At 61.7% G+C, this 24,013-nt stretch carries 21 protein-coding genes and 1 pseudogene; 9 read left to right on the forward strand and 13 right to left on the reverse strand.

Translation table 11 applies throughout. The features are described from left to right. Positions 1-228: 228 nt before the first annotated feature. On the reverse strand, positions 229-1,458 hold the full coding sequence (pepT, locus tag IMX17_RS08175; RefSeq protein ID WP_046899334.1) for a peptidase T: 1,230 nt from the start codon (positions 1,456-1,458) through the stop codon (positions 229-231). Between the two features lie 57 nt (positions 1,459-1,515). Here pepT and IMX17_RS08180 point away from each other — a divergent pair, with 57 nt between their 5' ends. The 5 genes from IMX17_RS08180 (at position 1,516) to potD (ending at position 5,823) form a co-directional block, all read left to right on the forward strand. Next, positions 1,516-1,806: a hypothetical protein gene (locus IMX17_RS08180; protein WP_127897190.1), complete on the forward strand. Its 291-nt coding sequence runs from the start codon at positions 1,516-1,518 to the stop codon at positions 1,804-1,806. An 8-nt stretch (positions 1,807-1,814) separates the two neighbouring features. After that, entirely contained in the window at positions 1,815-2,930 is a 1,116-nt protein-coding gene (gene potA / locus IMX17_RS08185) for a spermidine/putrescine ABC transporter ATP-binding protein PotA (RefSeq protein WP_046899333.1), read from the forward strand. Continuing rightward, positions 2,914-3,774 (forward strand): spermidine/putrescine ABC transporter permease PotB, encoded by an 861-nt coding sequence (gene potB / locus IMX17_RS08190; protein WP_033642771.1) that lies wholly within the window; start codon positions 2,914-2,916, stop codon positions 3,772-3,774. Before potA ends, potB begins: the two co-directional genes overlap by 17 nt. Beyond that, positions 3,771-4,553: a spermidine/putrescine ABC transporter permease PotC gene (potC, locus tag IMX17_RS08195; RefSeq protein WP_046899331.1), complete on the forward strand. Its 783-nt coding sequence runs from the start codon at positions 3,771-3,773 to the stop codon at positions 4,551-4,553. The genes potB and potC overlap by 4 nt, the downstream gene beginning before the upstream one ends. A 226-nt stretch (positions 4,554-4,779) precedes the next feature. Continuing rightward, positions 4,780-5,823, forward strand: a complete 1,044-nt coding sequence (gene potD / locus IMX17_RS08200; protein WP_046899330.1) for a spermidine/putrescine ABC transporter substrate-binding protein PotD — start codon at positions 4,780-4,782, stop codon at positions 5,821-5,823. Between the two features lie 45 nt (positions 5,824-5,868). On the opposite strand, the gene cobB is transcribed toward potD, so the two are convergent. The 5 genes and pseudogenes from cobB to lolC form a co-directional block, all read right to left on the reverse strand. Then, a complete protein-coding gene (gene cobB / locus IMX17_RS08205) occupies positions 5,869-6,705 on the reverse strand; it encodes a Sir2 family NAD+-dependent deacetylase (protein ID WP_046899329.1) in 837 nt (278 codons plus the stop codon). A gap of 11 nt (positions 6,706-6,716) precedes the next feature. After that, positions 6,717-7,637: pseudogene (gene nagK, locus IMX17_RS08210) on the reverse strand (N-acetylglucosamine kinase). Positions 7,638-7,690: 53 nt separating this feature from the next. Continuing rightward, positions 7,691-8,938, reverse strand: coding sequence for a lipoprotein-releasing ABC transporter permease subunit LolE (gene lolE, locus IMX17_RS08215; RefSeq protein ID WP_046899327.1), 1,248 nt, complete (start codon positions 8,936-8,938; stop codon positions 7,691-7,693). Continuing rightward, complete coding sequence (lolD, locus tag IMX17_RS08220; RefSeq protein ID WP_046899326.1) at positions 8,938-9,642, reverse strand: lipoprotein-releasing ABC transporter ATP-binding protein LolD; 705 nt, start codon at positions 9,640-9,642, stop codon at positions 8,938-8,940. Before lolD ends, lolE begins: the two co-directional genes overlap by 1 nt. Next, positions 9,635-10,837 carry a lipoprotein-releasing ABC transporter permease subunit LolC gene (gene lolC / locus IMX17_RS08225; protein WP_004941116.1) on the reverse strand — a complete coding sequence of 401 codons (1,203 nt, stop codon included), beginning with the start codon at positions 10,835-10,837 and terminating at the stop codon, positions 9,635-9,637. Before lolC ends, lolD begins: the two co-directional genes overlap by 8 nt. A 38-nt stretch (positions 10,838-10,875) precedes the next feature. Here lolC and IMX17_RS08230 point away from each other — a divergent pair, with 38 nt between their 5' ends. Both IMX17_RS08230 and mfd read left to right on the forward strand, forming a co-directional pair. Continuing rightward, positions 10,876-11,136 carry a hypothetical protein gene (locus IMX17_RS08230; RefSeq protein ID WP_046899325.1) on the forward strand — a complete coding sequence of 87 codons (261 nt, stop codon included), beginning with the start codon at positions 10,876-10,878 and terminating at the stop codon, positions 11,134-11,136. A 10-nt stretch (positions 11,137-11,146) separates the two neighbouring features. Continuing rightward, the gene (gene mfd, locus IMX17_RS08235) at positions 11,147-14,620 is read left to right on the forward strand and encodes a transcription-repair coupling factor (RefSeq protein WP_042784264.1); all 3,474 of its coding nucleotides are present in this window, start codon (positions 11,147-11,149) and stop codon (positions 14,618-14,620) included. A 31-nt stretch (positions 14,621-14,651) separates the two neighbouring features. On the opposite strand, the gene IMX17_RS08240 is transcribed toward mfd, so the two are convergent. Beyond that, positions 14,652-15,752 carry a GGDEF domain-containing protein gene (locus tag IMX17_RS08240; protein WP_193549592.1) on the reverse strand — a complete coding sequence of 367 codons (1,101 nt, stop codon included), beginning with the start codon at positions 15,750-15,752 and terminating at the stop codon, positions 14,652-14,654. 200 nt (positions 15,753-15,952) lie between these two features. Here IMX17_RS08240 and IMX17_RS08245 point away from each other — a divergent pair, with 200 nt between their 5' ends. Together IMX17_RS08245 and dauA are read left to right on the forward strand one after the other, a co-directional pair. Then, a complete protein-coding gene (locus IMX17_RS08245) occupies positions 15,953-16,438 on the forward strand; it encodes a heme-degrading domain-containing protein (RefSeq protein ID WP_193549593.1) in 486 nt (161 codons plus the stop codon). A 232-nt stretch (positions 16,439-16,670) separates the two neighbouring features. Next, positions 16,671-18,359, forward strand: a complete 1,689-nt coding sequence (gene dauA, locus IMX17_RS08250; protein WP_193549594.1) for a C4-dicarboxylic acid transporter DauA — start codon at positions 16,671-16,673, stop codon at positions 18,357-18,359. A gap of 46 nt (positions 18,360-18,405) precedes the next feature. Here dauA and kdsA read toward each other — a convergent pair whose 3' ends face one another. Genes kdsA through hemA form a run of 6 tightly spaced genes read right to left on the reverse strand, consistent with a single transcriptional unit; the run spans position 18,406 to position 23,780 of the window. After that, positions 18,406-19,260, reverse strand: a complete 855-nt coding sequence (kdsA, locus tag IMX17_RS08255) for a 3-deoxy-8-phosphooctulonate synthase (protein WP_004941087.1) — start codon at positions 19,258-19,260, stop codon at positions 18,406-18,408. Between the two features lie 58 nt (positions 19,261-19,318). Further along, a complete protein-coding gene (sirB1, locus tag IMX17_RS08260; RefSeq protein ID WP_033642759.1) occupies positions 19,319-20,128 on the reverse strand; it encodes an invasion regulator SirB1 in 810 nt (269 codons plus the stop codon). Continuing rightward, positions 20,125-20,523, reverse strand: a complete 399-nt coding sequence (locus IMX17_RS08265) for a SirB2 family protein (RefSeq protein ID WP_033642758.1) — start codon at positions 20,521-20,523, stop codon at positions 20,125-20,127. The genes sirB1 and IMX17_RS08265 overlap by 4 nt, the downstream gene beginning before the upstream one ends. 44 nt (positions 20,524-20,567) lie before the next feature. Continuing rightward, complete coding sequence (gene prmC / locus IMX17_RS08270) at positions 20,568-21,401, reverse strand: peptide chain release factor N(5)-glutamine methyltransferase (RefSeq protein ID WP_046899321.1); 834 nt, start codon at positions 21,399-21,401, stop codon at positions 20,568-20,570. Then, entirely contained in the window at positions 21,401-22,486 is a 1,086-nt protein-coding gene (prfA, locus tag IMX17_RS08275) for a peptide chain release factor 1 (RefSeq protein ID WP_046899320.1), read from the reverse strand. Before prfA ends, prmC begins: the two co-directional genes overlap by 1 nt. Positions 22,487-22,517: 31 nt before the next feature. Continuing rightward, the gene (gene hemA, locus IMX17_RS08280) at positions 22,518-23,780 is read right to left on the reverse strand and encodes a glutamyl-tRNA reductase (RefSeq protein ID WP_193549595.1); all 1,263 of its coding nucleotides are present in this window, start codon (positions 23,778-23,780) and stop codon (positions 22,518-22,520) included. Positions 23,781-24,013: the final 233 nt, after the last annotated feature.

The following is a 24,013-nucleotide window of genomic DNA, read 5'->3' on the forward strand; positions in this document are numbered from 1 at the left end:
TGGGCTCACCGCACCGAAGCTGTAAAACCGGTTAAGCACACAGAAAACTGTATGCATAGCCAGCACTCTATATCGAAGGATAACGGGATTCCCTCACCGCGGGTTGTATGGTGAAGGGGACAACAATGAGGCAGGGAACGACAAGAAAACGGCGGGCGCGCTGAGCCCGCCGGACGTATCAGAAAAGGGAATGCGGGCCGGCACAAGCCGGCCGGGGAACGAAGGTGTTTACCGCGCCCGCTCGGCGGCCAGCGCCGCGATGCGCATGATTACCGCCACCGCTTGCTCCATGCCCTCCAGCGTCACGAATTCGTGCTTGCCGTGGTAGTTGTAGCCGCCGGTGAACAGGTTCGGGCACGGCAGGCCGCGGAACGACAGCTGCGCGCCGTCGGTGCCGCCGCGGATCGGTTTCATCACAGGTATAATGTCGCAGTCGCGCATCGCCTGCTGCGCCAGCGCGATCACGTGCGGATGCTCCGCCACCTGTTCGCGCATGTTGTAATAACTGTCTTCGATGCTGACTTCAATATAGCAATCGCGCGGCAGGCCTTTGCCGACCTCGCGAGCGATATCCACCATCTTGCGTTTGCGCGCCTCGAATCCCTCGCGCTCGAAGTCGCGCAGGATGTAGTGCATTTCGGCGCGTTCCACGCTGCCCTTGATGCTGCTGAGGTGGTAAAAGCCCTGGTAACCCTCGGTGGTCTCCGGCGTTTCGTCCGCCGGCAGCGCCTGATGAATGCGGGTAGCCAGCGACAGCGCGTTGACCATCACGCCCTTGGCGCTGCCGGGGTGCACGCTGTTGCCGAGGATTTTGATCGTCACCGAGGCGGCATTGAAGTTCTCGCACTCCAGCTCACCGACGCCGCCGCCGTCCACCGTGTAAGCCCATTCAGCATTGAAGGCCGCCACGTCGAACAGCTGCGCCCCCTTGCCCACCTCTTCATCCGGGGTGAAGGCCACGCGGATGTCGCCGTGCGGGATTTTGCGCGCGCGCAGGCGCACCATGGCGGTGAGGATCTCGGCGATGCCGGCCTTGTCGTCGGCGCCCAGCAGCGTTTTGCCGTCGGTGGTGATCAGGGTCTGCCCCAACATCTGGTGCAGGATCGGGAACATCACCGGCGAGAGAACTTCATCACCAATGCCGAGCGCAATGTCGCCGCCGCGATAGTTCTCGACGATCTGCGGATTGACGTGTTTGCCGCTGAAATCCGGCGAAGTATCCAGATGGGCGATAAAACCGACCGCCGGCACCGGCCAGGCGACGTTACCCGGCCAGGTGCCCATCACGCAGCCGTGCTCGCTGAGCGACACCCGCTCGAAGCCGAGCGCGATCATTTCCTGCTGCAACGCGCGCGCCAGCTTCAACTGCCCGTCGGTGCTCGGCACATGCTTTACGTTCGCTTTGGACTGGGTGTCGAAAGAGACGTAGTTGAAAAAGCGGTCAAGTAATTTATCCATGGTAGCGGCCCCTCAGAATATCGCGTTTCATTATGCTGAACCGATCAGGATCAAATATTGCGTCAGGTCATTTTTAACCAGAATTCGCCAATATCATTAATCTTTGTGATGATTTCAGAGGGAAATAACGCTGTCATCACAGGGTCATTTGTCGCTATCATGATGAAAAACGCGGCATCTGGGCCGGATCGGCTTTCAATTCCGGCATTCAGCGTCTATCATGCGCGCTCGAAAAATTTCCATTGGCGCAACTGGTTTGAGCTTCTTTTGAATCGCGGGCATGCCCGCAAGCTCCGGCAGTCTTTTCCAGTTGCGGTTCTATCTGCATTAGCCCACGGGATAGAGTAAGACGATAAATGACTGAGACATCCTCTCGAGCACCCCTTGTTGAACTGCATGCCCTGAGCAAAGCGTTCGATGGCAAAACCATCATTGCCGATCTGGATCTGACGATTAATCACGGCGAATTTCTCACCATTCTAGGCCCCTCCGGCTGTGGCAAAACCACGGTGCTGCGCCTGATTGCCGGTCTGGAAGACGCCGATCGGGGCCGCATCGCGCTCGACGGCCAGGACATCACCGCAATCCCGGCCGAGCATCGCCACGTCAACACCGTGTTTCAGAGCTATGCCCTGTTTCCGCACATGTCGGTGTTCGACAACGTCGCCTTCGGCCTGCGCATGCAAAAGGTGCCGGCGGCCGAACTGACGCCGCGCGTCGAAGAGGCGCTGCGCATGGTGCAGCTGGATGCGTTCGCCAAGCGGCGGCCGGGCCAGCTCTCCGGTGGCCAACAGCAGCGTGTGGCCATCGCCCGCGCGGTGGTCAACAAGCCGAAAGTGCTGCTGCTGGACGAATCGCTGTCGGCGCTGGACTACAAGCTGCGCAAGCAGATGCAGAACGAACTGAAAGCGCTGCAGCGCAAGCTGGGCATCACCTTCGTGTTCGTCACCCACGATCAGGAAGAAGCGTTGACCATGTCGGATCGCATCGTGGTGATGCGCGAAGGCCGCATCGAGCAAGACGGCACGCCGCGTGAGATCTACGAAGAGCCGAAAAACCTGTTCGTCGCCAGCTTCATCGGCGAGATCAACATCTTCGACGCGGTGGTCTTGCAACGCCTCGATCCGCAGCGGGTGCGCGCCAACGTGGAAGGCCGCGAGTGCGACATCTACGCCGATTTGCCGGTAGAACCGGGCCAAAAGCTGAAGGTGCTGCTGCGCCCGGAGGATCTGCGGGTGGAAGAAGTGAACGACAGCGCGCAGCACGACGGGCTGATCGGTTACGTGCGTGAGCGCAACTACAAAGGCATGACGCTGGAGTCGGTGGTCGAGCTGGAGAACGGCAAAACGGTGATGGTCAGCGAGTTCTTCAACGAAGACGATCCGGACGTCGATCACTCGCTCAATCAGAAGATGGCGGTGACCTGGGTCGAAAGCTGGGAGGTGGTGCTGGCCGATGAAGAAATCGCGTAAAGTCTTCCAGAATGTGGTGATCGTCGGCGTCGTCGCCTGGCTGTTGCTGTTCGTGTTCATGCCGAACCTGATGATCATCGGCGCCAGCTTCCTGACCCGTGATGACGCCAACCTGGTGCAGATGGTGTTCACGCTGGATAACTACCGGCGCTTGTTCGATCCGCTGTATGCCCAGGTGCTGCTGCACTCACTGAACATGGCGCTGATCGCCACCCTGTGCTGCCTGGTGATCGGCTATCCGTTCGCCTTTATTCTGGCGCGCTTGCCGCAGAAGGTGCGGCCGCTGCTGCTGTTTCTGCTGATCGTGCCCTTCTGGACCAACTCGCTGATCCGCATCTACGGCCTGAAGCTGTTTCTCAGCACCCGCGGCTATCTCAACGACGCGCTGCTGTGGATCGGCGTCATCGACAAGCCGCTGCGCATCATGTACACCTCGGAAGCGGTGATCCTCGGCCTCGTGTATATCCTGCTGCCGTTTATGGTGATGCCGCTCTACTCCAGCATCGAAAAGCTCGATAAATCCTGCCTGGAGGCGGCGCGCGATCTCGGCGCCAGCAAGCTGCAAACCTTTATCCGCATCATTGTGCCGCTGACCATGCCGGGCATTATCGCCGGCTGCCTGCTGGTGGTGCTGCCGGCGATGGGGCTGTTCTTCGTCGCCGATCTGATGGGCGGCGCCAAGAATCTGCTGATCGGCAACGTGATTAAAAGCCAGTTCCTCAATATCCGCGACTGGCCGTTCGGCGCGGCCACCAGCATCTGCCTGACGCTGGTGATGGGGCTGCTGCTGCTGGTCTATTACCGGGCCGCCCGCCTGCTGAACAAGAAGGAGGATCTGGCATGATCGGACGTCTGCTGCGCGGCGGCTTTATGACGCTGGTATACGCCTATCTGTATATCCCGATCGTCATCCTGATCGTCAACTCCTTCAACGCCTCGCGCTTCGGCATCAACTGGCAAGGGTTCACCACCAAGTGGTACAGCACGCTGCTCAACAACGACAGCCTGTTGCAGGCGGCGGGCCACTCGCTGACCATGGCGGTGCTCTCCGCCACCTTCGCCACGCTGATCGGCTCGCTGACCGCGGTGGCGCTGTACCGCTACCGCTTCCGCGGCAAACCGTTCGTCGGCGGCATGCTGTTTGTGGTGATGATGTCACCGGACATCGTGATGGCCATCTCGCTGCTGGTGCTGTTCATGTTGCTGGGCATTTCGCTCGGCTTCTGGTCGCTGCTGTTCTCGCACATCACCTTCTGCCTGCCGTTTGTGGTAGTGACCGTCTACGCGCGCCTGAAAGGCTTCGACGTGAAGATGCTGGAAGCCGCGCGCGATCTCGGCGCAAGCGAGTTCACCATTCTGCGCAAGATCATCCTGCCGCTGGCATTGCCGGCGGTAGCGGCCGGCTGGTTGCTGAGCTTCACCCTGTCGATGGACGACGTGGTGGTCTCCTCCTTCGTCACCGGACCGAGCTACGAGATTTTGCCGCTGAAGATCTATTCGATGGTGAAAGTCGGCGTCTCGCCGGAGGTTAACGCGCTGGCCACCATTTTGCTGCTGCTGTCGCTGACGCTGGTGATCGCCAGCCAGTGGGTGATGCGCGATCGCTCGCCCAAGGCCGAGTAATCCTTCCCGCCGGGCGCTGCGGCGCCCGTCTCTTTCATTGACCACAATGATATGAAAGCGGCCTTTGGTGATGGCCCTGACTCGGTTAACCCGCTGATTTGCCGCTGGGATAACCGCCTTTACCCACCCCGCCCCGGCCCCTATAATGGCCCCTTTCTGGGGTATGGCGCGGCCGAAAACGGCGGCTCATACGGGTTCGGCTCACTACTGCTGAAGGATACGCTGCATGAAAAAGTGGTCACATCTGCTCGCAGCCGGGATGATGGCGCTGAGTTTCTGCTCTGCAAACGCCTCTGACGGCAAAACGCTGTATTTCTATAACTGGACTGAATATGTCCCACCGGGGCTGCTGGAGCAGTTCACCAAAGAAACCGGCATCAAGGTGATTTATTCCACCTATGAATCCAACGAAAGCATGTACGCCAAGCTGAAGACCTACAAGGACGGCGCGTACGATCTGGTGGTGCCTTCCACTTACTTCATCGCCAAGATGAGCAAGGAAGGCATGCTGCAAAAAATCGACAAGAGCAAGCTCAGCCACTTCAAGGATCTTGATCCTACCCTGCTGAACAAGCCGTTTGATCCCAACAACGACTACTCCATTCCTTACATCTGGGGCGCCACCGCCATCGGCGTTAACAGCGACGCGCAGGATCCGTCCACCGTCACCTCCTGGGCCGATCTGTGGCAACCGCAGTACAAAGGCCGCCTGCTGCTGACCGACGATGCGCGCGAAGTGTTCCAGATGGCACTGCTCAAGCTGGGTTATTCCGGCAACACCACCGATCCGAAAGAGATCGAAGCCGCCTACCGCGAACTGCAAAAATTGATGCCGAACGTGCTGGCCTTCAACTCCGACAACCCGGGCAACCCGTTTATGGAAGGGGAAGTCAACGTCGGCATGGTGTGGAACGGTTCGGCCTTCGTGGCGCGCCAGGCCGGCACGCCGCTGGAGATCGTCTGGCCGAAGGAAGGCGGGATCTTCTGGATGGACAGCCTGGCCATTCCGGCCAACGCACGCAACGTCGAGGGGGCGCTGAAGCTGATCGACTTCCTGCTGCGGCCGGAAATCGCGGTGCAGGTGGCGGAAACCATCGGTTACCCGACGCCGAACCTGGCGGCGAAAAAGCTGCTGTCGCCGGAGATCGCCAACGACCCGTCACTCTACCCGGATAAGGCGGTGATTGAGCACGGCGAGTGGCAAAACGACGTCGGCGACGCCAGCACGCTGTACGAAAGCTACTTCCAAAAGTTGAAAGCCGGGCGCTAACACGCCCCGCCATCCCATCAGGGCGCGCATTGCGTCCTGATGTCTTTAGGGCTTATCGGCCCGCGCCACCTTGCCCACCAGGAATTTGTGCACAAAACGCGGCACCACTTCGCTGGCCAGGCCGTAGTGTTTCTCGTCGAACTGGCTTTCCACCTGACTCGGCTCCAGGTTCAGCTCCATCGCATAGGCGCCGCCTAGCCGCGCCTCATGCACGAACCCGGCCGCCGGATAGACATGGCCGGAGGTGCCGATGGCGACGAAGAAATCGGCTTTGCTCAGCGCCTGGTAGATGTCGTCCATGCCCAGCGGCATCTCTCCGAACCACACCACGTGTGGCCGCAGCGGCGCCGGGAACTGGCAGCAGTGGCAACGCTCGTCGACGCTGAGATCGCCGGGCCATTCGAACACCTGCCCCGACTGGGTGCAGCGCACCTTCAGCAACTCGCCGTGCATGTGCAGCACCCGCTTGCTGCCGGCGCGCTCATGCAGGTTATCGATGTTTTGCGTGACCAGCAGGAAGTTGTCCCCCAGCCACTCTTCCAGATCCGCCAGCGCGCGGTGCGCGGCGTTCGGGGCAATGTCCTCCGTCTGCAGCTGGCGGCGGCGTTCGTTGTAAAACGCCTGCACCAGCGCCGGATCGCGCTGAAAACCTTCCGGCGTGGCGACGTCCTCCACCCGGTGCTCTTCCCACAGCCCATCCGCGGCGCGGAAGGTGCGAATACCCGACTCGGCCGAAATGCCGGCCCCGGTCAACACCACCACAAACGGCTTTTTCAGCTCGGCCGCCGCCATGGTGTCACGGTGAAAAATGCGTGAACGAAAGCGCTGATGCAGCACATGCTTACTCTTGCGAAACTGACACAGCCGATGGCGAGTGTGCATTAACTCTCTCCTTACTTTTCCCTGTTTACCAAATTGAGGAACGCTGCGCCACGCACGCCGCCGGCGTCGCCATAGCGCGCCTTCTCGATGCGCGGCAGCCGAGCCACCCGCAGCAGGTGCGCCGGCAGCCGCTGCGGCAACGCCTGGTAAATGGTGTCGAAGTTCGACAGCCCGCCGCCGATCACCACCAGGTGCGGATCCAGCACCGTCAGCAGGTTACCCAGGCAGATCGCCAGCACGTCCATAAAGCGATCGACATGCGCCACGGCCTGCGGCTCACCCGCCTGATAATGCGCAATGATCTCGGTGGCGGGCAAGCGCCGGCCATAAAAATGGGCGTACATCTATTCGAAACCGCGGCCCGATATGTAATTTTCAATGCAACCCTGATGCCCGCACCCGCAGGCGACGCGAGGCACATCACGCCCCAGCACCTCGAGCGCGTCCACCGGCAGGCGCAAATGGCCGAACTCGCCGGCGATATAGTTGCGCCCGGGCATCGTCTTGCCGTCGACGATCAGGCCGCCGCCTACGCCGGTGCCGAGGATGATGCCCAGCACCGTCGGGTAGCGGCGGAACTCGTCGTCCCAGGCCTCCGATAGCGCAAAGCAGTTGGCGTCGTTATCGACCCGCACCTCGCGCCCGATCAGCGCCGCCAGATCGCGCGGCAACGGCCGCCCCATCGCCGCCGGCACATTGGCGGTAAACAGCGTGCCGTCATCGTCGTTGGGCAGGCCCGGAATGCCGATGCCGACGCTGCCGCGCCGGCCGCAAAACGCATCCGCCTCCAGAGTCAGCTCGCACAGCGTAGCCAGCAGTTGCCGATAATCGTCGCGCGGCGTCGGCACCCGTTTTTGCCAAATGCGCTGCAGGCTGTCGTCGAACACCCCCAGCTCAATTTTGGTGCCGCCCATATCGAAACCGTAGTACATAACCCATCCCCAGGCTAAAAAAACGGGGCGGCATCGCTGCCTCCCCGTCGGTGTCATTGTCCGCTCAGCACCCGCGCCGGATCGATGCGGCTGGCGCGCCTCGCCGGATACCAACTGGCCACCAGGCTCAGCACGATGGCGGTCGCCAGCACGATCAGCACATCCAGCCAGTGCAGCTCGGAAGGCAGGAAGTCGATGAAGTAGATATCGCCCGACAGGAAGGAGTGACCGACCAGTTTCTCGATGCCCCGGATGATGTTGGTCAGCTGCAGTGAAGCGATCACCCCGATCACCACGCCGCTCAGGCTGCCCAGCAGCCCGGCCAGCAGCCCATACCAGATGAAAATGGCGCGGATAAAGCCGTCTTTGGCGCCCAGGGTGCGCAGCACCGCGATGTCGGCGCTTTTGTCTTTCACCGCCATCACCAGCGTGGAGACGATGTTGAAGCAGGCTACGCCGATCACCAGCACCATCGCCAGATACATGATGGCGCGGATCATCTGGATGTCGCGGTACATATAGCCGTACTTGCCGATCCAGCTCTTGATGTAGATGTAAGCGTTGGTGACTTCGCCGGCGTCGCGCACCAGCTTGTTGGCGGCGAACACGTCGTTCATCTTGAGCGCGATGCCCGTGACGCTGTCACCCATGTCGAGGTACTGCTGCGCATCGGCCAGCGGCACCAGCGCCAGGCTGTGATCGAGCTGGCCGCTGAGCTGCAAAATGCCGGTCACGTGCAGGCGAATGCGCTTCGGCTGCAGCAGCTTCATCTCAGGGTCGCTGTTGGGGATCATCACCGTGACATAGGCGCCCTGCTTGACGCCCAGCGCGTCGGCCACGCCCTTGCCGAGGATCACCTGCTGCTCGCCAGGCTTGAAGTTGGCCCAGGCGTCGCCCTGCACATACTGCGGCAGCGCGCTCAGTCGGCTCTCCTGCTGCGGATCCACGCCTTTGACTTCCACCGCGCGCAGCTGCGCGCCGTTCTCCATCAGGCCGGTAAAGTTGATGTACGGCGCGGCAGCCACAATGCCCGGCACCTTTTCCACCCGCTGCAGAATCGACGGCCAGCCGCTGAACGGCTGATTGACAGGCTCGAGTTCGCCGTGCGGCACCACCGCCAGAATGCGGTTCTTCAGCTCGCGCTCAAAGCCGTTCATCGCGCTCAGACCGACGATCAGCACCGCCACTCCCAGCGCGATGCCAATGGTGGAGATGACCGAGATCAGCGACACCATGCCGCCGCGTTTACGGCCGCGGCTGAAACGCAGGGCCGTCAGGAAGGACAGTGAGGCTCCCGCCATTACTCGGCCCCCATCAGGGTCAGCTGCGCCTGCAGGTGGCCGTCGGCCATTTCCAACTGGCGGCTCAGGCGCTTGGCCAGCTGCAGATCGTGTGTCACCACCAGGAAAGCGGTGCCCTGACGCACGTTCAGCTCGCCGAGCAGATCGAAGATACTGTCCGCGGTGCGCTTGTCGAGGTTGCCGGTCGGTTCATCCGCCAGCACCAGCGCCGGGTTATTGACCAGCGCACGCGCGATCGCCACGCGCTGACGCTCGCCGCCGGAAAGCTCGGACGGACGGTGTTTGCTGCGCTTTTCCAGCCCGACCGCCGTCAGCATCTCCCGCGCTTTCTCCTGTGCCTGCGCCGGTTTGGCGCCGCCGATCAAGAGCGGCATGGCGGCGTTTTCCAGCGCGGTGAAGTCCGGCAACAGATGGTGGAACTGATAGATGAAGCCCAGCTGGCGGTTGCGCAGCTCGGCCTTGGCCGCCGAAGACATGGCGTTCAGCGATTCGCCCTTGAAGATCACCTCGCCGGAGGTCGGCGAGTCCAGCCCGCCCAACAGGTGCAACAGGGTGCTCTTGCCGGAACCCGAGCTGCCGACGATCGCCATCATCTCGCCCTGCTGCATGGCAAAGCTGACGTTGCGCAGCACGTCGGTGTGCAGGTTGCCTTCCTGATAGGTCTTGCACAGGTTGTCACACTGCAGCAAAAGATGGTTACTCATAACGTAAAGCCTCAGCGGGTTGTACGGCGGCAGCGCGCCATGAAGGATAGAGCGTGGACAACAGGGAAACCGCCATCGCCACCACGGCGATGATCGTCACCTGCAGCGGATCGACCGCCACCGGCAGCGAAGCGCCGTCGATCAAGGCGCCGAGGATCGGCATCAGGTTGTTCAGGTTGGTGGCCAGCAGCACGCCGAGCAGCGTGCCGAGCAGCGAACCGATGATGCCGGCGCTGGCGCCCTGCACCATAAATACCGACATGATCTGGCGGCGGGTCAGCCCTTGAGTCTGCAGAATGGCGACCTCGCCCTGCTTCTCCATCACCAGCAGGCCGAGCGAGGTAATGATGTTAAACGCCGCCACCGCCACGATCAGGCTGAGCAGCAGCCCCATCATGTTCTTCTCCATGCGTACCGCCTGGAACAGCTCGCCCTTGCGATCGCGCCAGTCTTTCCAGACGGTGCCCGCCGGCAGCGCCTGCTGGCTGAGGGTATCGACCGTCAGCGGCTGTTGCAGGAACAGGCGCCAGCCGGTGATGTTGCCGGCCGGGTAGCGCATCAGGCGCGAAGCATCCTGTTGGTTGACCAACAGCTGATAACCGTCCACCTCGCTGTTGGCGTGGAAGGTGCCGATGAGGGTGAACAAACGCTGGCTGGGAATGCGGCCCATCGGCGTGAACTGGCTGGCGCTCGGCACCATCACGCGCAGCGAATCGCCGCGCTTGACGCCGAGTTGCCCCGCCAGCTGTTCGCCGATGATGATGTTGTATTGGCCCGGCTGCAGCTGTTGCTGCTTGACGTTGACCAGATACGGGGTCAGCGGGTCGGCCTCGTCGGGATTCACGCCGAGCATCACCCCGACCGCCACGCTGCGAGCGCTTTGCAGCACCACGTCACCGGTGGTCAGCGGCGCAACGCGCGTGACGCCCTGCAGCTTCTGCACCTCGGAGGCCGGCAGCTGCTGTGGGTTGACCGATCCTTGCGGACTGGTGACCAACGCCTGCGGCATCAGGCCGAGAATGTTGTTCTCCAGATCCTTTTCGAAACCGTTCATCACCGACAGCACGGTGACCAACGCCATCACCCCCAGCGTAATGCCGATGGTGGAAAGCCAGGAAACAAACCGCCCGAAGCGGTCTGAGGCTCGCCCGCGCATGTAGCGCAGGCCAATGAATAACGCGACAGGTTGATACATGAAATCCGTTTGATAGCCGTGGCTTAAGCAAAGTGATCATGGATAATAAAGGCTCTCCCTCGTTTAGGGAACACCCGAGGGCCTTTTATTGCGTGGCGGCGAAGAGGGAGACGGCGGCAGCTTCGCGCGTTATTTATCCTCAGCCGCAAAAAACAGACGGCATTAACCGGTTAAATAACCGGCAGAAAATTGATGAGCAGCGCTTTTTGCTGTGTCAGTTTGCCGGCCGCTGGGCTACTATAAACAGCATAAAGGCGCTGGGTTATCCGTGCCGGGACGCCATCCAACACATTGATTAAAGATACCTGAATGAGCACTTCCGATAGCCGTAACCGTTCCTCATCCCCCCGTTATTCTCTGCCCGATCGCGCGGGCGATCTGCGCCAGCTGGGGCAACTGACCGGCGCGGCCTGCGCCGTGGAGTGCGCCGAGATCGTCGAACGTCACCCTGGCCCGGTGATGCTGATTGCGCCGGACATGCAAAACGCCCTGCGGCTGCGCGACGAGATCCAACAGTTCACCGATCAGATGGTGACCACCCTGTCCGACTGGGAAACCCTGCCGTACGACAGCTTCTCGCCGCACCAGGAAATCATCTCCGACCGTTTGTCGAGCCTGTATCACCTGCCGACCATGGCGCGCGGCGTGATCATTCTGCCGGTCAATACCCTGATGCAACGCGTCTGCCCGCACGAATTCCTGCACGGCCATGCGCTGGTGATGAAAAAAGGCCAGCGCCTGTCGCGCGACAAGCTGCGCGCGCAGCTGGAACAGGCCGGCTACCGCAGCGTCGATCAGGTAATGGAGCACGGCGAATTCGCCACCCGCGGCGCGCTGCTCGACCTGTATCCAATGGGCAGCGATGAGCCTTACCGCATCGACTTCTTCGATGACGAGATAGACAGCCTGCGCATCTTCGACGTCGACACCCAGCGCACGCTGAGCGAAGTCGAGGCCATCAACCTGTTGCCGGCCCACGAGTTCCCTACCGACAAAAACGCCATCGAGCTATTCCGCAGCCAGTGGCGCGAGCAGTTTGAGGTGCGTCGCGACGCCGAGCACATCTATCAGCAGGTCAGCAAGAGCGCCTGGCCCGCCGGCATCGAATACTGGCAGCCGCTGTTCTTCAGCCAGCCGCTGCCGTCGCTGTTCAGCTACCTGCCGGCCAATACGCTGATCGTCAACACCGGCGATCTGGAGAGCGCCGCCGAGCGCTTCTGGCAGGACGTCAACCAGCGTTTCGAAAGCCGCCGCGTCGATCCGATGCGCCCGCTGCTGGCGCCGGATACGCTGTGGCTGCGCGTTGACGCGCTGTTCGGCGAGCTGAAAGCCTGGCCGCGCATCGCGCTGAAAACCGATGAGCTGCCGGCCAAAGCGGGCAATACCAATCTGGATTATCATGCCCTGCCCGATCTGGCGGTGCAGGCGCAGCATAAATCCCCGCTGGATAATCTGCGCCGCTTTATTGAAAGTTTTGACGGCAGCGTGATCTTCTCCGTCGAGAGCGAGGGGCGGCGTGAAACGCTGCAGGATCTGCTCGGCCGCATCAAGCTGGCGCCTGCCTTGATCCAACGACTCGATCAGGCGGAAACCGCGGGCCGTTACATGATGGTCGGCGCCGCCGAACACGGCTTCCTCGACGGCCTGCGCCGGCGGGCGCTGATCTGCGAAAGCGATCTGCTCGGCGAGCGTGTCAGCCGTCGCCGGCAGGACAACCGGCGCACCATCAACACCGATACCCTTATCCGCAACCTGGCGGAGCTGCATCCCGGCCAGCCGGTGGTGCACCTGGAGCACGGCGTTGGCCGCTATGTCGGCCTGACCACGCTGGAGGCCGGCGGCATCAAGGCCGAATACCTGATCCTCTCCTACGCCGGTGAGGACAAACTGTACGTGCCGGTGTCATCGCTGCATCTGATCAGCCGCTACGCCGGCGGCGCGGACGAAAACGCCCCGCTGCACAAACTGGGCGGCGACGCCTGGACGCGCGCGCGGCAGAAAGCCGCCGAGCGGGTGCGCGACGTGGCGGCCGAGCTGCTGGATATTTACGCCCAGCGCGCCGCCAAGGCCGGTTTCGCCTTCAAACACAACCGCGAGCAGTACCAGCTGTTCTGCCAGAGCTTCCCGTTCGAAACCACGCCGGATCAGGAACAGGCGATCAACGCGGTGCTGAGCGACATGTGCCAGCCGCTGGCGATGGACCGCCTGGTGTGCGGCGACGTCGGCTTCGGCAAAACCGAAGTGGCGATGCGCGCCGCTTTCCTGGCGGTGGAAAACGGCAAGCAGGTGGCGGTGCTGGTGCCGACGACGCTGCTGGCGCAGCAGCACTTCGACAACTTCCGCGATCGCTTCGCCACCTGGCCGATCCGCATCGAGATGATGTCGCGCTTCCGCAGCGCCAAAGAGCAGCAACAGGTGCTGGACGACGCGGCCGAAGGCAAAGTGGACATCATCATCGGCACCCACAAACTGCTGCAGAGCGATCTGCGCTGGAAGGATTTGGGGCTGCTGATCGTCGATGAAGAGCACCGCTTTGGCGTGCGCCACAAGGAGCGCATCAAGGCGATGCGCGCCGACGTCGATATCCTGACGCTGACCGCCACGCCAATCCCGCGGACGCTGAACATGGCGATGAGCGGCATGCGCGATCTGTCGATCATCGCCACTCCGCCGGCGCGCCGCCTGGCGGTGAAGACCTTCGTACGCGAATACGACAGCCTGGTGGTGCGCGAGGCGATCCTGCGCGAAGTGCTGCGCGGCGGCCAGGTTTACTACCTTTACAACGACGTGGAAAACATCGAGAAAGCGGCGCAGCGTCTGGCGGAGCTGGTGCCGGAAGCGCGCATCGCCATCGGCCACGGCCAGATGCGCGAACGCGATCTGGAACGGGTGATGAACGATTTCCATCACCAGCGCTTCAACGTGCTGGTGTGCACCACCATCATCGAAACCGGCATCGATATCCCCAGCGCCAACACCATCATCATCGAGCGGGCCGATCGCTTCGGCCTGGCGCAGCTGCATCAATTGCGCGGCCGCGTCGGGCGTTCGCACCACCAGGCTTACGCCTATCTGCTGACGCCAAACCCGAAAGCCATGGGCACCGACGCCCATAAACGGCTCGAGGCCATCGCCTCGCTGGAAGACCTCGGCGCCGGTTTTGCGCTGGCGACCCACGATCTGGAGATCCGCGGCGCCGGCGAACTGCTGGGCGAAGACCAGAGCGGCCAGATGACCACCGTCGGCTTCTCGCTCTACATGGAGCTGCTGGAAAGCGCCGTCGACGCGTTGAAAAACGGCCGCGAACCGTCGCTGGAAGATCTCACCAACAGCCAGACCGAAGTGGAGCTGCGCATGCCGGCGCTGCTGCCGGAAGATTTCATTCCCGACGTCAATACCCGCCTGTCGCTGTACAAGCGCATCGCCAGCGCGAAGAACGACGGTGAGTTGGATGAGCTAAAGGTTGAGCTGATCGACCGCTTCGGTCAACTGCCGGACGCGGCGCGCAACCTGTTGCAGTGCGCAGCGCTGCGGCTGCATGCGCAGAAGCTGGGGATCAAACGCATCGAGAGCAACGAGCGCGGCGGCTTTATCGAGTTCGGCGACAATAACCGCGTCGACCCGGGTTATCTGATCGGCCTGTTGCAGGGCAATCCGCAGGTTTACCGCCTGGATGGCCCGAGCAAGCTGAAGTTCACGCTCGATCTGGCCGATCGCCAGAAACGCCTGACGTTCACCGAAGAGCTGCTGAACGCCTTCCGCGAACACACGCTGGCGGCCTGAACCAACGCCCCCGCCGTGGCGGCGGGGGTGCTTATTCGCGCGGGAATCCGGCGCCCAGCGGCGCCAGCTGCATCACGCGGCTGGTCACCACCCGGTTCTTGCCGCTGCGCTTCGCCTCATACAAGGCCTCGTCGGTCATGGCGATCGCCTTGTCCAGCCTCATGCCTGGCAGATACAGCGACACGCCGATGGACATTGTGATGTGCGCTTCGTCGTGCGCATTCAGCAAGAACGTCGAGCTTTCCACCGCGCTGCGAATGCGCTCGGCCACCCCGCCGATCACCTGCGGATCGTAGCTGGCGGTGATCACCATAAACTCTTCACCGCCGTAGCGCCCGACGAAGTCCTCATTACGCACGCTGTTTTGCAGCAGCCGTCCGACGCTCGCCAGCAGCACGTCGCCGGCCGGGTGACCGTAAGTGTCGTTGATGTTTTTGAAGTTATCCAAATCGAGGATCATCAACCCGCACGGGCGACGTTCGGCGCGCTGCAGCATCAGGTGATAATCGACGCTGGCGCGGTTGTTGATGTGGGTCAGGCTGTCGGTCGTGGCGCGCGCGCGCATCGCGAAATAGGCGTAGATGTGGCGCTCTTTGAAATTCAGCGCATGATAGCAAATCGCCAGACAGAGCGCCGAAGCCGCCTGGTACAGCAACACATCCGGCCACAGCCCGCTCAGGTCCACCAACAGCCACACCACAACGATGCGATACAGCGCGATGACGCCGATCGTCAGGTAAAACACCCGATGGGATTTCTTCAGCCACACCCGCGACAGCAGCAGCGGCGCGACGATCGAAGCGATGAACAGGTTATCGACGGTGAAGCCGCCGGTCAGCGCCATAGCGAACAGAAAGCTCACCAGCCCGCTGACGCCGCCGCCGAAGAACGTCACCAAAATCATCGGGATCATCGCAAAGCTGTAGTGAACCTTATCGGTCAGCTCCAGGCGGTCCTGGCTTAAGTACAGCGCCGCCACACCGGCCAGCAGGCCGAAAACGACGCGCTTCCACCGTGCGGATTGATAAGAAAAAGGGGCATTCTTGCTGAGCAGGAAATAGCTTATCGACAGCGTGGCGTAGGTGATGCAGGCGTCGCTGTAAAGGGTGGAAATGGACGCAATGTAAGTCATAAATAGTCAGCGCGCTCCTCGGTGTCGCCAGGGGGTAATATGCAGACGTTGAATAACGCATCCCTGTCGTCTCCGCTTCGGCGGCGGCCATTTTACACGGTCTATTAATAGAGTAGCAGTTCTATCTTATCGCTAAGCCGTCTATCTCATCGCGAACGCTTCAGGCTACTCTGTGCTTTGGGTTATCTGGGGAGAACCGCATGAATATCGACGATGAACTGCACGCACTCAGCGAGCAGGAAGCGACGCTGGCGTTTGCGCATTTTGACGCCGCGACCGCCTGGGAACTGGGCGCGGCGCTGAAAATCGCCGCCGAGCGGCGCGGCGTGAGCATCGCCATCGAGATCCAGCTGGCCGGGCAAACGCTGTTTTATTACGCCATGCCGGGCGCCACGCCGGATATCGCCGACTGGGTGCGGCGCAAGCGCAACCTGGTGAACCATTTTCACAAAAGTTCTTACGCTATCGGCCTGCGCCTGCAGCAGCGCCAAACGTCGCTGGAGGAGCGTTACGGGCTCGGCGTGCGCGACTATTCGGTGCACGGCGGCGCCTTCCCGCTCACCCTGACCGGCCTCGGCTGCGTCGGCAGCATCAGCATTTCCGGCGCGCCGCAGAAAGAAGATCATCAGCTGCTGGTGAGCACTTTAGCCCATTTTCTCGGCTTATCCCTGCCCACCCCGCGTTAACCGTCAAAATCTTGATTGTTCACTTCCTTTTCAGCCGCAGATTCTGCGGCTGACTTACTCATCAGCGGCATTTAGCGCCGGATAAAACGGCGACTCTCTGATTTCCTGCGCCAAATTGATACAGGTCTGGTAATCCGCTGAGCAAAAGGCGTATGGTATCTGTCACGTGACAAGACGGACCTCATCGGGCCCGCCATTCCTTTCACTTTTGAAGATTTGGTACGCACCGTAGATGAAAACCCATGAAATAAACAAAATTCGCCCCTTCAGCGCGCTGATAGACGCCTGCTGGCGGGAACCTTATAGCCTGGCGCGATTGCTGAAAGACGCCATCGCCGGGGTGACGGTCGGCATTATCGCCATTCCGCTGGCGATGGCGCTGGCGATCGCCAGCGGCGTGCCGCCGCAGTACGGCCTGTATACCGCCGCCATCGCCGGCATCGTCATCGCCGTCAGCGGCGGTTCGCGCTACAGCGTCTCCGGCCCCACCGCCGCCTTCGTGGTGATCCTCTATCCGGTCTCGCAGCAGTTCGGCCTGGCCGGCCTGCTGGTCGCCACGTTGATCTCCGGGGTATTTCTGCTGCTGATGGGGCTGGCGCGCTTTGGCCGGCTGATCGAGTACATTCCGCTGCCGGTGACGCTCGGTTTTACCTCCGGTATCGCCATCACCATCGCCACCATGCAGATTAAGGACTTTTTCGGTCTGCAGCTGGCGCACACGCCGGAAAACTACGTCGGCAAGCTGTACGCCCTGCTGCAGGCGCTGCCGACGCTGGATCTCGGCGATACCCTGATCGGCGCGGTGACGCTCTTGATCCTGATCTTCTGGCCCAAACTCGGCCTGCGCGTGCCCGGCCACCTGCCGGCGCTGCTGGCGGGCACGGCGCTGATGGGGCTGCTGACGCTGTTTGACCACCCGGTGGCGACCATCGGCTCCCGTTTCAGCTACCTGCTGGCCGACGGCAGCAGCGGCCAGGGCATCCCGCCTATCTTGCCGCAGCTGCTGCTGCCCTGGGATCTGCCGGGCGGCGGCGGGCAGCCGTTCACCCTCAGCTGGCAAACCGTTTCCGCCCTGCTGCCGGCGGCGTTTTCGATGGCGATGCTCGGGGCGATCGAATCGCTGCTGTGCGCGGTGGTGCTCGACGGCATGACCGGCAAGAAGCATAACTCGAACAGCGAACTGATCGGCCAGGGCGCGGGCAACATCATCGCGCCGTTCTTCGGCGGCATCACCGCGACCGCAGCGATTGCCCGTTCGGCCGCCAACGTGCGCGCCGGCGCCACCTCGCCGGTATCCGCCGTTATCCACGCGCTGCTGGTGCTGCTGGCGCTGCTGGTCCTGGCGCCGTGGCTCTCTTATCTGCCGCTGGCGGCGATGGCGGCGCTGCTGTTGATGGTCGCCTGGAACATGAGTGAGGCCCACAAGGTGGTTTACCTGCTGCGCCGGGCGCCGAAGGACGATATTTTGGTGCTGCTGCTGTGCATGTCGCTGACGGTGCTGTTCGACATGGTGATCGCCATTACCGTGGGCATCGTGCTGGCGTCGCTGCTGTTCATGCGCCGTATCGCCCGCATGACGCGGCTGAGCGAACTGAGCGCCGACGACGGCCGCCTGGTGCTGCGAGTGAACGGCCCGCTGTTCTTCGCCGCCGCCGAGCGCATCTTTACCGAACTGCTGGCGCGCAGCGAGGGCTATCGGACGATCGTGCTGCAATGGGATGCGGTGCCGGTGCTCGACGCCGGCGGCCTGAGCGCCCTGCGTCGCTTTATCGACGTGCTGCCGGCGGATAAAAAGCTGGTGATCACCGACGTGCCGTTCCAGCCGCTGAAAACCCTGGCGCGCGCACGGGTGCAGCCGATCGAGGGCCGGCTGCAGTTCTACCCGACGCTGCCGGAAGCGCTGGCGGACACCGGCGCCTAAACGTAAAAAAGCCCGACGAGTCGGGCTTTTTTTTGGCAATGAGCGCTTAGTTGCTGGTATCCAGCTCCGGGAAGCTCTTCACCAGGTCGTCGATGGCTTTCATCTGCGCCAGGAACGGCTCCAGCTTGTCCAGCGGCAGCGCGGACGGGCCGTCGCACTTGGCGTTGTTCGGATCCGGGTGCGCTTCGAGGAACAGCCCCGCCAGGCCAACCGCCATGCCGGCACGCGCCAGCTCGGCCACCTGAGCGCGACGGCCGCCGGACGCGGCGCCGAACGGATCGCGGGTCTGCAGCGCGTGGGTCACGTCGAAGATCACCGGATGGCCGCCGGTCACGTTCTTCATCACGTTGATGCCCAGCATGTCGACCACCAGGTTGTCATAACCAAAGTTGCTGCCGCGATCGCACAGGATCACCTGGTCGTTGCCGCCTTCTTTGAATTTGTCGACGATGTTGCCCATCTGCCCCGGGCTGACGAACTGCGGCTTCTTGACGTTGATTACCGCGCCGGTTTTCGCCATCGCTTCCACCAGATCGGTCTGACGCGCCAGGAAGGCCGGCAGTTGGATCACGTCAACCACTTCGGAAACCGGCTGCGCCTGCGCCGCTTCGTGAACGTCGGTGATGATTTTCACGCCGAAGGTTTTCTTCAGCTCTTCGAAGATCTTCATCCCTTCTTCCAGGCCCGGACCGCGGTACGAGTGGATGGAAGAACGGTTGGCTTTGTCGAAAGAGGCTTTGAAAACGTAAGGGATGCCCAGTTTTTGCGTCACGGTGACGTAGTGCTCGCAGATGCTCATCGCCAGATCGCGCGATTCCAGCACGTTCATACCGCCAAACAGCACAAACGGCAGATCGTTTGCTACGTCGATGTCGCCAATGCTAACCACTTTCTGTTTCATGCTTTCGCCTTTGTTAAGGTTGTAACCGTCGCCTTGCAAACTGCACGGAGTCATTAAATTAATGCAGCGTCACCTGTTTCGGCTCAATCGAATGGATCTGCACTTTGATCACTTCGCTGACCGGGTCTTCAGGGCACTGCTCGACAAAATAGTTGAGATCGGAAATCGCGATATGGTTGCACTCCAGCTGGGCGTAAATCAGCCCGCGATCGCGGATCTCGTACGGATCTTCCGGATCGAAGCACAGCACCGTTTCGCTGGTGCGCAGCGCCATTTCCAGCTGCTTTTCTTCCATCAGGGCGGCCTTCAGCGTATCCAGCATCTTGCGCACCACCATGATGTTCTCGGATTCATCGAGATCGTCGTCTTCCAGTTCGGCGCCCAGCCCCAGGTTGCCCTTGATCCACACTTCCAGCTGGTGCTCGCTCAGGGTTTCGCCGTTCAGCGGGTTGATCAGCCACAGCTCTTCATCCAGCCAATCGGCGCGCAGGATCAGCTGAGTGGGGAAAATCACCGGCAGCAGCGGCAGATCCAGCGCGTTGGCGATATGCAGGAAGATGGTGCCGAGCGAAACCGGCGTGCCCTGCCGCCCCTCCAGCACCTTGTCCAACCAGATGGCGTCCGACAGGCGGTAGACGCCGCTGGCGCCGCCGAATCCCCAGGTTTTATAGAACAGTTCGATGAGCGCATCCAGTTGCTGCTCCTGTGTGATGTCGGCCGGCACCGCCGCGCGCGCTTCGTCCACCAGCTGTTGCAGCTTGCGCTCCACGTCGGCGGCGGGGAAATCACGCCTTACCGACTGCGACACCAGGATCACCCCTTCGCTCAGCGGCGAGGTGTTAAATTCAAAATCAGCAATGCTACTCATAGGTATCCCATCAGAAACGGTATTTTCGTCGTGGCAAGTTTAATTATCAGATACAGACAGCCCAACGCCAGCACGAACGCCACGGTTCGCAGCCGCTGACTTTTGGTCTTCTTGCCCAATGCGACGTAGCCAAGCAGGATATAGATAATAACGCCAAACAGCTTCTCGGTCAGCCATGAGTCCATACCCAGCAGCGGATAAAACCCGAACGTCACCACCAGCGCGATGCCGCTGACGAACAGCAGCGTGTCGTTCAGGTGCGGCGCTATCTTGACCCAGCGGCGCCCCACGATCGGCGAGCGGCGCCACTGCCAGTAAAAACGCAGCACAAACAAGGTAATACTGATGGCGACCGTCAGCAAATGGAAATGTTTCAACGCGGTGTATGCAGTCATGATGCTCCCTTAGATGGCCTGGGCGTCGTTATTATCAGGGGCGCTTATCCCGGCCATTGGCCGAGCGTCACACGATCGTTGTCGCCGTAATCACGGTGGGTGGCGACAGCGGAAAATCCGGCGGCCTGCAGCAGAGCGCGCACGCTCTCACCCTGCTGCCAGCCATGTTCCAACAGCAGCCAGCCCTGTGGCTGCAGATAGTGCGGCGCCTGGCGCACGATGGCGGCCAGATCGGCCAGCCCGTGCTCGGCGGCCACCAGCGCGCTGCCCGGCTCGAAGCGCACGTCGCCCTGCGACAAATGCGGATCGGCGGCGTCGATATAGGGCGGATTGCTGGCGATCAGCGCAAAGCGTTGCCCGGCCACGGGCGCAAACCAGCTGCCCTGTAAAAATCGAACGTTGTCGATCTTCAGCTTGTGCGCATTGTGCTGCGCCAGCGCGACCGCGTCCGGCTGCACATCGACGCCGACTGCCGAACAATCCGGGCGCTCGCTGGCCAGCGCCAGCGCGATGGCGCCGGTGCCGGTGCCGAGATCGAGGAAGTGGCAGGGTTGCGGCGGCAGGCGCGCCAGCGCCAGTTCCACCAGGCATTCGGTATCCGGGCGCGGGATCAGCGTCACGGGCGAGACCGACAGCGGCAGCGACCAAAACTCGCGCTCGCCCACCAGATAGGCCACCGGCTCACCGCGTTCGCGGCGCGCCAGCAGCGTCTCCAACTGCTGTTGCTGCAGCGGCGTCAGCAGGGTTTCCCCGAACGCCATCAGGAAGGTTCTGGCCTTGCCGGTCACGAAACCCAACAGGATTTCCGCGTCGCGCCGGGCGCTGTCGCTGTGGGTCAAACGCGCGGCGGCGGCTTTCAGCCAGTGTTGATAATCCATCACTCTTGCTCGGCGGACAGCGCAGCCAGTTGATCGGCCTGATACTCCTGCACGATCGGCTGGATCAGCATGTCCAGTTTGCCTTCCATCACTTCGTCCAGGCGGTAAAGCGTCAGGTTGATGCGGTGGTCGGTCACCCGCCCCTGCGGGAAGTTGTAGGTGCGGTTGCGATCGGAACGATCGCCGCTGCCCAGCAGGTTGCGGCGAGTGGACGCCTCGGCTTGCTGGCGCTTGGCCATCTCGGCGGCGCGAATGCGCGCGCCCAGCACCGACATCGCCTTGGCTTTGTTTTTGTGCTGAGATCGTTCGTCCTGGCACTCCACCACGATGCCGGTCGGCAGGTGGGTAATGCGGATCGCCGAGTCGGTGGTGTTAACGTGCTGGCCGCCGGCGCCGGAGGAGCGGAAGGTGTCGATTTTCAGATCGCCCGGGTTGATGTCCGGCAGCTCGGCTTCCGGCACTTCCGGCATCACCGCCACGGTGCAGGCGGAGGTGTGGATGCGCCCCTGGGATTCGGTTTCCGGCACGCGCTGCACGCGATGGCCGCCGGATTCAAACTTCAGCTGGCCGTACACGCCGTCGCCGGAAACTTTGGCGATCACTTCTTTGAAGCCGCCGTGCTCGCCTTCGTTGGCGCTCATCACCTCGACGCGCCAGCGGCGGCCTTCGGCGTAACGGCTATACATGCGGAACAGATCGCCGGCGAAGATCGCCGCCTCATCGCCGCCGGTGCCGGCGCGCACTTCGAGGAAGCAGCTGCGCTCATCATCCGGATCTTTCGGCAGCAGCAACACCTGCAGCTGCTGTTCCAGCTCTTCGCTGCTCACCCGCGCCTGTTTCAGCTCTTCCTGCGCCATCTCGCGCATCTCCGGATCGTCCAGCATCATTTCCGCCGTCTCCAGATCCTCCTGCACCTGACGCCATTCCAGGAAGCAGCGGCTGACGTCGGTCAGCTGCGCGTATTCTCGCGACAGCGCGCGGAACCGGTCTTGGTCGGCGATGACGCCGGCATCGCCGAGCAGCGCCTGCACTTCTTCATGGCGCTCTTGTAACGCTTCCAGTTTGGCAACAATAGAAGGCTTCATGCGTGGTAATAAACCCTGTTAATAGAGAAAACTAATGCTGATCCAGCCCGAGGCTGTCGCGTAATAACTGCAACCGCTCCACGTCGCCGTCGCCGGCGGCATGCTGGAGGGATTTGGTGGGGGCATGAATAAGACGGTTGGTCAGTTTATGGGCCAGCTCGTGAATAACCTGCTCCACGTTGGCGCCCTGCGCGATGGCGGCCAGCGCTTTGGCCTCCATTTCTGCGCGGATCTGGTCGGCCTGCGAACGGTAGTCGCGGATGGTTTCCACCGCGCCCTGCGAACGCAGCCAGGCCATGAAGTTGGTACTTTCCTGCTGCACGATCGACTCCGCCTGCACCGCCGCCGCTTTGCGCTGCGCCAGGTTGCTTTGAATGATGGCGTGCAGATCGTCCACGCTGTACAGATAAGCGTTGGCCAGTTTGCCGACCTCCGGCTCGATATCGCGCGGTACGGCGATATCCACCAGCAGCATCGGCTGGTTGCGGCGCGCTTTCAGCGCCCGCTCCACCATTCCCTTGCCGATGATCGGCAGCGGGCTGGCGGTGGAACTGATGATGATGTCGGCGTCCGCCAGGCGTTCGTCGATTTCCGGCAGGGTGATCACTTCCGCGCCGACTTCGTCCGCCAGCAGCTGCGCGCGCTCGCGGGTGCGGTTGGCGATGATCATGTGCCGCACTTTGTGTTCGCGCAGGTGGCGCGCCACCAGCTCGATGGTTTCACCGGCGCCCACCAGCAAGACGTTGAGATCGGCCAGCGATTCGAAGATCTGCCGCGCCAGCGTACAGGCGGCAAACGCCACGGAGACCGCGCTGGCGCCGATTTCGGTTTCGGTGCGCACGCGCTTGGCGACGGAGAAGGATTTCTGGAACAGGCGCTCCAGTTCGCCGGACAGCGACTGGCCGCGTTGCGACTCGGCGAAGGCCTTTTTCACTTGGCCGAGGATCTGCGGTTCGCCCAGCACCAGTGAGTCCAACCCGCTGGCCACCCGCATCAGATGACTGACCGCGTCGTTGCCTTGATGCCAGTACAGGCTTTTCTTCACCTCTTCCGGGCGCAGGTTGTGATACGCGCACAGCCAGGCGACCAGCTGCTCGTGCATGTGTTCCTGCTGCTCTACGCTGAGGTACAGCTCGGTGCGGTTGCAGGTGGACAACACGACGCCGCCCTGCACCAACGGTTGTTGGAGCAAGCTGGTCAGCGCCTCATCGATGGACTCTGGCGAGAAGGTCACCCTTTCACGCAGAGAAACCGGAGCGGTTTTGTGATTTATACCTAACGCCAGCAGGGTCATTGCTTCGAGTAATACTTATGTTGGTACGGGTTCTCGTTGAACGGCATTCTACTTGATGCGCGGGATCAATAAAAGTAACAACCGCATCTTCCGTTCAATCGCTGTCATAGATGACATCAATTAATGAATAAGCAATAAATACAGCAGGATAAATAGTCATAGGGTAGGTTGATTGCTTAAATTTTAGCGCAGTCTGCGATAACGCGCACGCTATTCGGCGTACGCAACGGCGG

This window comes from Serratia sp. X3, assembly GCF_014982455.1.
Taxonomy (GTDB): Bacteria; Pseudomonadota; Gammaproteobacteria; order Enterobacterales; family Enterobacteriaceae; genus Serratia; species Serratia ureilytica.